The organism is Microbacterium panaciterrae (genome assembly GCF_039541635.1).
Lineage (GTDB): Bacteria > Actinomycetota > Actinomycetes > Actinomycetales > Microbacteriaceae > Microbacterium > Microbacterium panaciterrae.
Map to the genome: position 1 here is coordinate 170,361 of NZ_BAABGP010000013.1, position 12,938 is coordinate 183,298.

Annotated in this window: 9 protein-coding genes; 3 read left to right on the forward strand and 6 right to left on the reverse strand. The window is 66.6% G+C overall.

Features of this window, described 5'->3' with window-relative positions; all coding sequences use genetic code 11:
- Positions 1 to 60 precede the first annotated feature (60 nt).
- The gene (locus ABD882_RS09860) at positions 61 to 2,202 is read left to right on the forward strand and encodes a glycosyltransferase family protein (RefSeq protein WP_345186492.1); all 2,142 of its coding nucleotides are present in this window, start codon (positions 61 to 63) and stop codon (positions 2,200 to 2,202) included.
- Positions 2,203 to 2,261: 59 nt separating this feature from the next.
- On the opposite strand, the gene ABD882_RS09865 is transcribed toward ABD882_RS09860, so the two are convergent.
- Genes ABD882_RS09865 through rfbA form a run of 5 tightly spaced genes read right to left on the reverse strand, consistent with a single transcriptional unit; the run spans position 2,262 to position 9,200 of the window.
- Positions 2,262 to 3,470: an ABC transporter ATP-binding protein gene (locus ABD882_RS09865; protein WP_425563353.1), complete on the reverse strand. Its 1,209-nt coding sequence runs from the start codon at positions 3,468 to 3,470 to the stop codon at positions 2,262 to 2,264.
- An 8-nt stretch (positions 3,471 to 3,478) separates the two neighbouring features.
- On the reverse strand, positions 3,479 to 4,399 hold the full coding sequence (locus tag ABD882_RS09870; RefSeq protein WP_345186493.1) for an ABC transporter permease: 921 nt from the start codon (positions 4,397 to 4,399) through the stop codon (positions 3,479 to 3,481).
- A 51-nt stretch (positions 4,400 to 4,450) separates the two neighbouring features.
- Positions 4,451 to 6,388, reverse strand: coding sequence for a rhamnan synthesis F family protein (locus ABD882_RS09875; protein ID WP_345186495.1), 1,938 nt, complete (start codon positions 6,386 to 6,388; stop codon positions 4,451 to 4,453).
- The gene (locus ABD882_RS09880; protein ID WP_345186497.1) at positions 6,385 to 8,313 is read right to left on the reverse strand and encodes a rhamnan synthesis F family protein; all 1,929 of its coding nucleotides are present in this window, start codon (positions 8,311 to 8,313) and stop codon (positions 6,385 to 6,387) included. The genes ABD882_RS09875 and ABD882_RS09880 overlap by 4 nt, the downstream gene beginning before the upstream one ends.
- Complete coding sequence (gene rfbA, locus ABD882_RS09885) at positions 8,310 to 9,200, reverse strand: glucose-1-phosphate thymidylyltransferase RfbA (RefSeq protein ID WP_345186498.1); 891 nt, start codon at positions 9,198 to 9,200, stop codon at positions 8,310 to 8,312. Before rfbA ends, ABD882_RS09880 begins: the two co-directional genes overlap by 4 nt.
- A gap of 92 nt (positions 9,201 to 9,292) precedes the next feature.
- Here rfbA and rfbB point away from each other — a divergent pair, with 92 nt between their 5' ends.
- The gene (rfbB, locus tag ABD882_RS09890; RefSeq protein WP_345186500.1) at positions 9,293 to 10,291 is read left to right on the forward strand and encodes a dTDP-glucose 4,6-dehydratase; all 999 of its coding nucleotides are present in this window, start codon (positions 9,293 to 9,295) and stop codon (positions 10,289 to 10,291) included.
- Positions 10,291 to 11,700 carry a sugar nucleotide-binding protein gene (locus tag ABD882_RS09895; protein WP_345186501.1) on the forward strand — a complete coding sequence of 470 codons (1,410 nt, stop codon included), beginning with the start codon at positions 10,291 to 10,293 and terminating at the stop codon, positions 11,698 to 11,700. Before rfbB ends, ABD882_RS09895 begins: the two co-directional genes overlap by 1 nt.
- Here the strand turns inward: ABD882_RS09895 and ABD882_RS09900 are convergent.
- A complete protein-coding gene (locus ABD882_RS09900) occupies positions 11,688 to 12,881 on the reverse strand; it encodes an acyltransferase family protein (RefSeq protein ID WP_345186503.1) in 1,194 nt (397 codons plus the stop codon). The genes ABD882_RS09895 and ABD882_RS09900 overlap by 13 nt on opposite strands.
- Between the last annotated feature and the right edge of the window lie 57 nt (positions 12,882 to 12,938).

Below are 12,938 nucleotides of genomic sequence, written 5' to 3' on the forward strand. Positions count from 1 at the left end.
ATGCTCGAAGGCTACCATCCTCGGCCTGCGAGCCCTCGACGAGCGCCTAGAATTCGAAGGGTGCTGACCCGCATCCGAGGACTCTGGCGCGCGGCGCGCTCGGTGCCCGTCGCCCGTACCCTCCTCTTTGCGGTGGATCGGGTGTGGTGGGCACGGGTCATCCTCCGCGCGGATGTCGTTGACGCCGATTTCGCCTCTCTGCAGCTCGGTCGCCGCGTCTCCGCGCGCTCTGCGGTCCGCGCGTACGTATCAGGGGGATTTCGTAGCGGTCTGAGTCTCAATCCGCTCTTCGCCGAGCGACTGGTGTCGGAGCAGCTGCCTGACCCGGATCGAGTACCCGCGCTGTACGCGTATCTCGCGACTGATCCTGCGAGGATTGAAACGTCGCTGTCCTGGGATGCGGTCACTTATGCGGAGAACAACGCAGCGCCCGCGACACTGCTCGGCGGGCCTCTCGGTCACGCCTGGCGCGAGCTCCGCGCAGGAGGGTCCCTCGAATTGCGCGGTGGAAGCGTCACGAACCTCCGCTCCCTGCACTCAGCTGCGCGGGAGGTGCGCACCCGCACCCTCACCGCACCGGCTCCGCCGAACGCCGAGGTCGTGCTGTTCTGGAATCTGGACCAGGATGACGCAGACGGTAAGGGCTTGCAGGCGCCGCTTGCCGTGCTCTCGACCGACAGCGCCGGCAATCGCAAGATCGTCCTCATTCTCGGAATCGCCAATGCGGGAAACGAGGTCAGGCTTCAGGCCGCTCAGCTCGCACTCGGAGATCCCCGCGTGCTGCTCCTCGACACTGACGACCACGGCCACGGCTGGATCTCCCTTCTCGGGGATGGCACGCTTTTGGTCCAGCGCACGCCGGGTAGCCTGATCGAGCCGGCCACGCTGCAGGCACTGATGAGGCAGCGCACTGGACCGGCCGCGCCGGTCTGGCTCGCACCAGACGGCGTTGTAGCATCAGCCGGTGTCATGCTGCACGCCGGGCGACCGTACCGCGTTCTGAACGGGTACCCGCGGGAGGACGCCGCCGCTCTGGGTACCGAGCTTCCAGTTACAGCCCTTGACTCGCCTGTGAGCGCGATGATCGTCGGAACGGGCGGCACCCCCCGGACACTGCTCGCAGAGACGGTTCGCGGGCGCACACCACCAGGTCCGCCTGCACTGCCCAATAACCCGTCGTCCACACCGGCTCCCAGTCCTCGCGGTCTGCGCCTCGACGGTTGGGGCTCCGGTCCGGACGTCGTCATCCCACGCTACGTCCGGGAAGAGGCGACGTTCGTCCTCTCTGATGGCATCGAGGTTCCTCGGCTGCGCTGGGCGATCAAGACCGCAGCCCCAGTCGGAGCACGCGGCGAGTCATGGGGGGAGACGCATTTCGCCCGCGCGCTAGCCTCGGCCCTCGAGCGCCATGGCCAATACGCGGCCGTCGATGCCCTCCCCGCTCGAGCGCGCCCCTCGTCTGCGTCTGACGATGTGGTGCTCGTCCTTCGCGGACCCCGGCCGCTCCCTTCCCCCGCCGCCAGGCACAGATTGCTCTGGATCATAAGTCACCCCGACGAGATCACCGCCTCCGAGGTCGCCGGGTACGACTTGGTCTATGCGGCATCGACCCGCTGGGCCGGGCGCGCGTCCGCGCGGTTCGGGACGCCACTACGACCGCTGTTGCAGTGCACCGACCCGCAGCGGTTCACCCCCGCGGGTCGAGCGAGGGGAGACGAGCTGTTGTTCGTCGGCACGGCTCGCGGCATCGCACGCCCCTCGGTCGTAGAACCGTTGCGCGCCGGGCGTCGGGTCAGGGTCTACGGACCCGATTGGCGGGGCTTCATACCCGGATCCGCGATCGCGGGGACTTTCGTCCCGAACGATGCGCTGCCTGCACTTTACGAGTCGGCCGGGGCCGTCCTCAACGACCACTGGCCCGCCATGCGCCGCGAAGGGTTCGTCTCAAATCGACTGTTCGACGTGGTGGCCGCCGGCGGTCGAGCGATCAGTGACGAGGTCGAGGGGATCACGGACCTCTTCGGCAGCGCCGTTCGCACATACGCCGACGTGCCTGGTCTGCTCGAACTCACCTCTGCCCCCCTGAGCGACCACTTCGGCAGCGACACGGAGACTGCAGCGATCTCCGAGCAGGTGCGTGCCGAGCATTCGTTCGACGCCCGTGCGCGTTCACTCCTCGAAGACGTCCTCGCGTGCCGCTGAAAGGGAGCGGAAGACGAAAGGAGTCGCGACCGCTCCCTGCTTCGCCATTGCGTCCGCGCTCACCGCACAGTGATCGATCCGGCCACGGGGCCGATCGTCTGCGTCGAACCGATCACCTCGAACGCGGCGCCCGCGCTCAGCGAATGCGCACTAGGGGTGCTCAATCCTACGATGTTGGCGTTCACCAGGTAGCGCCCGGAGCCGAGCCGCGCATCGCTCACGCGCATCTCGATGACACGCTCGCCCTCGATCGGTTCTAGCACCGCGCCAGCAAGATCGGTGTTGGAAGCGAGCACCATGTGACCAGATGCGGTGTCGACGCTGAATCCGAGGGCCCAGGAGTCCATCTTCACATCCGAACGCACGCGGATCCGGACGAGGAAGGGCGCCCCGGCTTCAAGCTCATCCACTTTCTGTCCGGACTCATCGCACACCTCGATGCCGAGGACCTTCATCGCCTGCATCGACAGATCACTCTGTCCATCGCGCTGAGAGCCCTCACGCAGGATCTCCCGGAAGCGCTCGACCGCGGTCTCGGGGATGCCGTCGAAGACGACCTTTCCGTGGTCCAGCAGTAGCACCCGATCGCAGAGCTCCTCGATCTGTCCCAGCGCGTGACTGACGAAGATGATCGAGCGGCCCTCTTTCTGGAACTCCTCGATCTTGTCCATGCACTTCTTCTGGAAGGCCTCGTCGCCGACCGCGAGCACCTCGTCCACGAGAAGGATGTCTGGATCCGTGTGGACCGCGACAGCGAACGCGAGACGGACGTACATGCCGGAGGAGTAGAACTTCACCTGAGTGTCGATGAAGTCGCCGATACCCGAGAAGTCGAGGATCTCCGCGAATCTGGACGCGGTCTCCTCGCGGGTGAGCCCCAGGAGGGAGGCGTTCAGGTAGACGTTCTCGCGTCCAGTCAGATCGGGGTGGAAGCCTGCCCCGAGCTCGAGCAGTGCGGCGACACGTCCGCGCTGCCGCACCTCTCCCGACGTCGGCTGAATGATCCCGCCGATCACCTTGAGAAGGGTGCTCTTGCCGGATCCGTTGTGCCCGATCAGACCGAGAGTGCTTCCTGCGCGGATCTGCACGGACACGTCGTTCAGCGCCCAGTAGTCCTCGCGATGGCGACGCCCCGCGCGCCCGAGCGTGACGATGCGCTCCTTCAGCGAAGAGTCTCGGCGCACCGTGAAGCGCTTCGAGACGTCGGCGACGTCGACCACCACCGGGCGGTCGATCACAGCGGGCACGGTGTTCATCATCTCGTCCATGCCGTCACTCACAGTTCCTGCGCGAAGTTGCCCTGCAAGCGCAGGAACACCCGGTGGCCGAGCACCAGGAGGATAAGCCCCACCACAAGTGCGATGATCTGCCGCAGCAGCAGGTCGTCAGGCTGTGGCAGGGTGTCCCCAGCGACCCAGAAAGCCTTCTGAAACCCGATGACCGCCAGGGTGAGCGGATTGTTCGTGTAGATCTCGAGGATCCAGGGATGCTTGATCAGCCCCTTGACCATCGACCAGGCGTAGACGACGGGCGAGGCCCAGAACAGCAGCATGGTCGCCACCTCGACGAGGTACTGGACGTCGCGTAGATAGACATTGAGGGCACCGAGGAGCAGGGCGAACGCCAGGCCGTAGACGATGATCAGTGCCAGCGAGGGAACCACGTACGCCAGCTGCAGGTGAATCGGCGGCTTGCCTGCGACGACCGTCGCCACCAGCAGGACGAGCAGCTGCACGCCGAAGTTGAACAGCGCCGACCCCGTCGACGCCAGCGGGAACAGCTCGCGCGGGACGTAGACCTTTTTGACGAGGCCCGCGTTGGCGAGGATGGACCCGGTGCCGCCGACCGCGATTTCGGTGAACAGTCCCATCGCCGTGAGGCCGGAGAAGATGAAGATCGCGAAGTCCGGGATACCCCTTGCCGCACCGATGAACTGCCCCAGCACGACGAAGTAGATCAGCAGCTGCACGAGCGGTCGCGCGAGCGACCAGAGGAACCCCAATGCGGAGTCCTTGTAGCGCGACTTCAGGTCACGCTTGACGAGGAGGTCCAGCATCTCGCGGTGCGCGAGGATGTCGCGGATCGATCCCACGAAGCCTTGGGGGGTGAACGGGCGAAGCCCCCCGACTTCGCGGAGGGGAAGGGCGCTCAAGCGCGTGTAGCGCTCCGAGGCCGATCCGGGTTGGGCCACAGACATAGGTGCAGTTTACCGATCTGGTCGTGGAGGATGCGGAGACGGCGGGCGGGCTCAGCCGCGTCGCCAGGAGGAGGGATGGCGGAGCCGCCAGAACAGGCCTCTCGCCCGCTGGGTGCGGTGGTACAGGCCCTTGGCGCGATCACGCAGCTGCGGAAGGTGCAGTGCGACGAACATTCGACCGAGATCACGAGCGGTGCCGTAGTCCCATTCGCCGAGTCGGCGTAGTAGCTGGATCTTGTCCATGGTGGTGCCCGGCATGGTCATGGACAGCTGATCGAGATTGTAGCTGAGCGCCGTGTAACTCATCGAAAGGTACTCGGATCCGGCGATGGTCCGGGTGTGATAGCCGCGCTCACCCGCCGCGTACGACGGCATCCTCTCCAGTACGTGCGCGAGCCCTCCGTCCTGATAGGCGTCGGCGCCGCCGAAGTCCTCGTAGGTCCATGCGTGCTCGACCAGCAGCCGCAGGGCGTCCGGCCGAGCGAAGTACATCGACCCGAACGGCGCGAGCGGCGACCCCTCGTCCAGCGGCACGCGGATCCCGAGGTCTCGGCACCAATCCGCGAAGGGGGGCTTGTTCTCCCACCACCCGTGACCGATAGTGGGATGCCCGAGATGGACCGTCGGCGGGTAAGCCAGCCCGAGACCCGGCTCGTTCTGGAAGAGCGCCACGACGTTGGCCGCGTACCCGGCCGAGTTCAGGAGGTTGCCGAACTGCTGCTCCTTGAAGTGCGCACCGACCGCCGGGCCGTCCTGTGGCGTCTTCTTGGAGTGGATCTTCACCAGCAGCTCGTACCCGCCGTCGAGGATCACGTCGCGGCACCCGACGAGGAAGGCGCCCTGGTCCCTGCCGTTGTTCGACTCCAGGAGGCGGACCTCGACGTCGCCCCGACGAGATCGGTCCGCGACCCGACGACGGATCTCAGCCGCACCGTTCTCATCCGGTGTCGTGATGAGGAGGTCGTACTCGCCCGGCAGGTAGTCTGCGCGATCGAGCATCTCCTCCGTCATCTCCGGGTAGAAGATGTGCGCGATGACGAGCGTGCGCAGCGGCGCCGCAGGGTCGTACGAGACGTCGTCCTCCGGGAGGACGGACATGAGCGCCGCACCGGCGTTCATCACGCGAGGCGCCACGTTCCGCGCCATATCCGCGTAGATCAGGTCGATCGGATAGCCGTACTCTGCCGCGGCGTCCAGAGTCCAGCGACTGACGACGCCTGCCTGATCCAGGTACGGCGGCCACTGGAAGAACGCGCGCCGCTTCAGCGTCGGGCACCCGGCCTCGAGCAGTTGCCGCGCGTACATCACCGGATAGTTCTCCGGCGTGTCGAGAAGCAGCGGGAAGGACACGTCGCCCAGGAACCCGTGCTGCGTGAAGTGCTCGGTGAAGACGCCCTCATGTTTGACGACGGCGTCGGAATACGTCGTCAGCTCCGGCAGGTCGTGCCAATACGCTGCCCACTCCGGCGACAGGAGCATGTCGCGGCGCACCGCGATCCAGTAGGACTGCAGGTGATACGGGAGGTAGCCGGTGTGCGTGAACGGATGCGGCTCCACTCGCGCGTGATCGGTGAGCCCCCAGAAATGCACGGGCCTTTCATCCATGCGCTCGAAGACCTCGGAGAACGAGCGCACGGGACCGTACCAGGTGTCGTTCGCGATCACGACCTCGTCGTAGTCGGCGATGCCGCCGCCCACATGGTCGAGACCGTGCTTGTAGCCCCAGATGTCGTAGCCGCGGTTCTCCCGCTCCACGACCTCATCGCTCACCGCGGAGAGACGCTCCCGACCGCGTGCGGTCAGTGCGCCGTTGACCACGACCAATATGCGGGTCATGTGCCGACGAAGCCCCGTCAACGCATGCAGCACGTAATCCTCGACGTCCCCACGGGGGTCGTAGACGACATAGATCAGCAGTCGTCTTCCGTCGACGGGGAAGGCGTTGGCCGGGCGGGGATGTGCCGGGATCAGCTCGCTCGTCGCCGTCATCGATCTCCCCCGTCGTCTTTGTGCTCGTTGCGCACGGCCGCGAGGACCCGCTGCCCCATCAACCCGGCGTTGCGCGCGGTGCGGTACAGGGGCTGGGTCGCTGCAGCGATTCGCGGATGGTTGAGGTTGATGTACATACGGATGAGGGCCACAACGCCCCCGTATCCGGTCCACCCGGCGCGGCGCAACAGGTGGATCTGCTCCACCGGGTAGCCACGCGTGGTGAACGATAGCTCGTCGAGTTTGAACTCAAGCGCGGTGTGCGATATCTGCGCATGCTCGCGGTTCATCACAGTGCGACAGTGGAAGCCCGCCTCCGCGGCCGCGAGGCCGAGCAGGCGCTCCTGCACACGCGTGAGCTCGACCCAGCGAGCGCGACGGGCGCGATGGTAGTCGCCCACCGTCCAGTCGTGCTCAGCGAAGATCCTCAGCGCGGACGGGCGACCGATCCACATGCCGCCATAGGGCGCGAGCGGCGAGACCTCGTCTAAAGGGACCGCGATCCCGAGCACGCTGGCGAGATCCTCTGCAGGCTCGCGGTACGCGCCCCACCCCCGCCCCATCGTGCCGTAGCCGATGTGGACGATCGGGGGGAACACCATCCCTAGTCCGGGTTCTCCACGGAAGAGATCGAAAATACGCTGCACGTACCCCGGACCGCTCAGCAGGTTCTCCAGCTGATATCGCCGACCGTACTCCCTGACGTTGAGTGACTTGCGCCGCGGCTCCCGACCATGCACCCGGATGATCAGGTCGTAGCGATCGGACAGCAGAATGTCCCGGCACCCGATGAGCAGGGCGCCCATGTCTCGCCCTCCCGGGACCCAGGTGACCCGCACCTCCGCTTTTCGCGCCCAATCGCGGTCGCTCGCCCTCAGGCGTGCCTTCAGCTTCGCAGCCTTGCGCCCGTCGGTCGTCGTGACGATGAGATCGAATGCCCCGGGGATCTGTCGGAGCCGCTCGGCGAGCTCATCTACAAACCCCAGGTGCGGGACGTGCGCGAGGACGACCACACGCAGCGGGGAGCCTTCCGAGGGCTGAGCGTCGATCGCGGGCGGCGTCTCGGGAAGGATCTCGAGCATGCCGGCAAGCGCGTTGAGCGCCGCCGGCGGAGTCGTCCGGGCGACCGCACGCCACAGGAGCTCGACCGGATAGCCGCGCTCTGCCATCTCCGCGATGATGGGGCGCACGAGCACGGCGAATCTGTCGAGAAGCGGCGGGAACTGCGCGAACACGGACCGCAGCAGCACCGGACAGCCGGCATCGAGGAGGATTCCCGGCGCGAGGATCCCCGGATTGCCGCGGGGCCCCAGCTCCGCCGGATACGCCACGGCGCCGCTCGCGCCGCCCCTGATCAGGGCCTCGGCGAAGGCGTCCTCGCCGTCCTGCTTCGATGCGGCCCAGTACTCGCGCCAGGCGGCGGAGCCGACGGTCGCGGTGCGAACCAGGGTCCAGGTCCACGGAGCGAGGGCGCGCGGGAAGCCCTCCGCCGGGAAGGATTCGGGGGTGCGGTCCGTCGTTTCGATGAGCCTCCAGACCTGGGCCGCCGACGACTCCATCCGCGAGAGGACCTCGTCGAAGGCGCCGATCGGGCCGAACCAGCTGTTCCCCGTGAACAGCACCTCGTCGAACGACGTCACGTCGACGGTCTGGAGTGCTGATCGGTACGCGCGCGCATCGACCGCCGCACCGTCGAACCGGACGATCTCGTCGACGAGCCCGTCGACCGCACTGAACTCTTCGGCGGCCAGCCAGGGCTCCACGATCGCCACCAGCCGCATGCCGAGCGGACGCAAGGCGGCGAGCTGATACCTCGTGGCGGCGTCGGCGTCGCCTCGCTCGGAGTGCAGCGCGAAGAGGATGACCCGTCGCGCTCCCGAACGGAGCTCCCCGCCGTCCGGGACCTCGGCGGCGGAGGCCGTCATGCGCTCTGCGCGGGCAGCTGGCGCCCCTGCGCGAGAGCCTTCAGGAGATACGCCCCGTAACCGCTCTTCACCAGGGGCTCGGCGCGCTCTATCAGCTCCTGATCGGTGAGGAAGCCCATGCGCCAGGCGACCTCCTCCGGGCATCCGATGGAGAGCCCCTGACGCTTCTCCACGGTGCGCACGAACTCGGTGGCCTCGGCGAGAGAGTCGAAGGTCCCCGTGTCGAGCCACGCCGTTCCCCGGGTCAGCAGCTGCACCTTCAGCTTGCCCCGCTCGAGGTATTCGCGGTTGACGTCGGTGATCTCGAGCTCGCCGCGGGGCGATGGCTTCAGGCTCTTCGCGATCTCGATCACGTCGTTGTCGTAGAAGTAGAGCCCGGGGACCGCGTAGTTGCTCTTCGGCTGAGCAGGCTTCTCTTCGAGGGAGACGACCCGGCCCGCGTCGTCGAACTCCACGACGCCGTACGCGGTCGCGTCGTCGACCCAATACCCGAAGACGACACCGCCGTCGAGCTCGGTGTACTGGCGCAGCTGCGTGCCCATACCCTGCCCGTAGAAGATGTTGTCGCCGAGCACGAGGGCGGCCGGCTCCGAGCCGATGTGCTCCTCGCCGAGCACGAAAGCCTGGGCGAGTCCGTCGGGCGACGGCTGGGTCTTGTAGGTGATCGAGACGCCGAAGCGGGACCCGTCGCCGAGCAGACGATGGAACGCCTCGGCATCGTGCGGCGTCGTGATCATCAGGATGTCGCGGATGCCCGCCAGGATCAGCGTCGAAAGCGGATAGTAGATCATCGGCTTGTCGTAGACCGGGACGAGCTGCTTCGACGTCCCGAGGGTGATCGGGTGCAGTCGCGAGCCGGTGCCGCCGGCCAGAATGATTCCACGCATGCGTCCATTCTCCCTTATGACCTCGCAGATCCTGTGAATTCGCCGCCGCCAGGGGGCATGACGATAAGAGGCTCACCGCTACCCTGGAAGCCATGCAGAGACTGCTCGTCACCGGCGGCGCCGGCTTCATCGGATCGAACTTCGTGCACCACGTCGTGGAGAACACCGATCACCACGTCACCGTGCTCGACGCCCTCACCTACGCCGGCAACAGGGCGTCGCTCGACGGTCTGCCGGAGGATCGGGTGCGATTCGTGCGGGGCGACATCACTGACGCGGAGCTCGTGGATTCGCTCTTCGCCGAGTCCGACGCGGTTGTGCACTATGCGGCCGAGTCGCATAACGACAACTCCCTGCACAGCCCGCGCCCGTTCCTGGACACGAACATCGTCGGCACGTACACGTTGCTCGAGGCGGCACGCAAGCACGACAGACGCTTGCACCACATCTCGACCGACGAGGTCTACGGCGACCTCGAGCTCGACGACCCGGAGCGGTTCACCGAGAACACGCCGTACAACCCGTCCTCCCCGTACTCGTCGACGAAGGCGGGATCCGACCTGCTCGTGCGCGCCTGGGTGCGCTCCTTCGGTGTGCAGGCGACCATCTCGAACTGCTCCAACAACTACGGTCCGTACCAGCACGTGGAGAAGTTCATCCCCCGCCAGATCACGAATGTGATCCGCGGCATCCGTCCCAAGCTCTACGGCGCGGGCGAGAACGTGCGCGACTGGATCCACGCCAACGACCACTCCTCCGCGGTCCTCACGATCCTGGAGAAGGGCCGGATCGGCGAGACCTACCTGATCGGCGCCGACGGCGAGCGCAACAACAAAGACGTCGTCGAGCTGATCCTCGCGCAGATGGGGCAGCCCCGCGACGCCTACGATCACGTGACCGACCGCGCCGGCCACGACCTGCGCTACGCGATCGATTCCACCAAACTGCGCACCGAGCTCGGCTGGACGCCCCAGTTCGCCGACTTCGAGTCGGGCCTGCAGGCCACGATCGACTGGTACCGAGCGAACGAGGCGTGGTGGGCGCCATCCAAGGACGCGACCGAGGCTTTCTACGCCACGAAGGGGCAGTGATGGCGGTCAAGTTCGGCAAGCAGCTCCAGGTCGTCGAGACCCCGATTCCGGGGATGATCGTGCTCGAGCTGCCAGTGCACGGAGACGCACGCGGCTGGTTCAAGGAGAACTGGCAGCGCGAGAAAATGACTGCTCTGGGCCTTGAGGATTTCGGCCCGGTGCAGAACAACATCTCGTTCAACGATGCCGTCGGCACAACCCGAGGAATACACGCCGAGCCGTGGGACAAGTGGGTCTCGGTCGCCACGGGGCGCATCTTCGGCGCCTGGGTGGACCTTCGCGAGGGCCAGAGCTTCGGCACCGTCTTCACGATCGAGCTGGATCCGTCGCGTGCGATCTTCGTGCCACGCGGGGTCGGCAACTCGTACCAGACCCTTGAGCCGGACACGGCGTACACCTATCTCGTGAACGACCACTGGTCCCCCGATGCGACATACTCCTTCCTGAACCTCGCCGACGAGACGGCGGCGATTGACTGGCCGATCCCGCTGGTCGAGGTGGAGATTTCGGAGAAGGACAAGCACCACCCGCGCCTGGCCGCCGTCATCCCGATCGCCCCGCGCAAGACGCTCGTGCTCGGCGCGAACGGACAGCTCGGGCTCGCCCTGCGTGCAGCGCTCGGCGACGCCGCGCACATCGAGTACGCCACGCGTACCGACCTCGACCTGGCGGACGCGCGACTCGGCACCGCACGCCGGTGGCGCGACTACGGCACGATCATCAACGCCGGCGCTTACACGTCCGTCGACCTCGCAGAGGCCCCTGACGGCCGCCGCGAGGCGTGGGTCGCGAACGCCGAGGGCCCGGCTCGCCTGGCGCGCATCGCCACCGAGAACGGCATCACCCTCGTGCACGTCTCGAGCGACTACGTCTTCGACGGCACAGCCGATCGTCCCTACCGCGAGGAAGACGCCCTGGCGCCGCTGGGAGTCTACGGACAGACCAAGGCCGCCGGCGACGTTGCTGTCGCGACCGCCCCGCGACACTACATCCTGCGTACGTCGTGGGTCATCGGCGAGGGCAAGAACTTCGTACGCACCATGGCAACGCTCGCCGAGCGCGGCATCGATCCGAAGGTCGTGGACGATCAGACCGGTCGCCTCACCTTCACGGACGATATCGCGCGCGCAATCGTGCACCTGCTCGCCTCGGAGGCGCCATTCGGCGTCTACAACGTCACAGGATCCGGCGAGCCTGCGACCTGGGCGGACATCGCGCGCGCCGTGTTCTCCACGATCGGACACGACCCGACCAGGATCACTGGTGTGAGCACTGCCGAGTACTTTGCCGCGGCAACGGCACCCGTGTCCCCGCGCCCCGCAAACAGCATGCTGTCGCTTGACCGGATCCTTGCGACGGGATTCACGCCCTCTGAGCAGTTCGCGGCGCTGCGCGACTACCTCTCCTGAAGTCCGATCTGTTCGGGAAACTCGTCCCGACCGGCTCCGCGACTCGAGACGAACGCGGAGACGCGGCCGCCGACTGTGCGAGCAAACCGTGCGGACGGCTGTTCCACGAAGCGCATGAACAGCCAAGCAACGATGAACGACGAGGCGATTGCGACCGGTAGCGCCCAATACGCCGTTCCTGGGGCGAGGTGCACCGAGGCGATGAGGATCGGAACGTGCACCAGGTAGAGGCTGAAAGAGATCCTTCCGAGGAAGAGCATCGGCGCCGAACCGAAAAGCCGGGCGAGCGGCGATCGTTGCGTGAGCGCCAAGACGATGAGCGCCGCGCCGATCACGACGAGTCCCTGCGTCCCTGCCCGTACCGTCGTCGATACGCCCGGGAGGACGACCCGCACGGCGTCCGGGACGCCCATCAAGAGAAGCCCGCACAGCGCCAGAGCGCCGATGACGACCGGGCGGCGCGGCACCACATCCCGCGATACCAATACCGCGACGACGCCGCCTGCCAGGAACACCGAACCGTAGGTCAGCGCCGGCACTCCGAATGCGTTGCCGACCCCGACAGCCACAGCAGGCACCAGCAACCCCAGCCCCGTCCATCGTCTGATCCACACGACGAGCAGGAAAGCCAGTGGCAGTAGCAGTGAGAACAAGAGCTCCCAACGCAGTGTCCACAAGGGGTTGTTGAGCTTGGTGTCGCCCGTGAGGAAGAAGAACGAGTTGAGCACATCGCCCGCCGACAGCGCTGGGAAGCTGTACGTTTTCCCCCACTCGCTTGGCGCCTGATCCGGACGCTGCGCCGTCAGCACGATCAGGATCACCGCGAACACCATGGCGGCCGCCGACGGCAGCCAGAGCCGGAGGACGCGTCTCGGGTAGTAGCTCCACAGGTTGAGCCCTCGTCCGCCCAGCAACGGAGCGATCAGAACGAAGCCGCTGAGCACGAAGAAGACGATGACCGCTTCGGGGCCCATCACGAAATAGCGGAGTGGCGTGTTCGCAAGCGCGTCGACGAACCGAGAGTCCGGGACGCCACCGCCGAGCACCACCTGAAATCCATTGCCCCATGGGCTCGCCAGCACCGCGTGGTAGAAGACGACGATGACAGCAGCCAGCCCGCGCAACCCGTCCAACGCGGTGAACCGGCCGGTCTGGTCGACCGCTCCGCCGCCCTCACTCAACGCCTCGCCTCCTGGTCCGGCCTGGTCTGACGAACGGCGGTACTGGACGCATCGGCG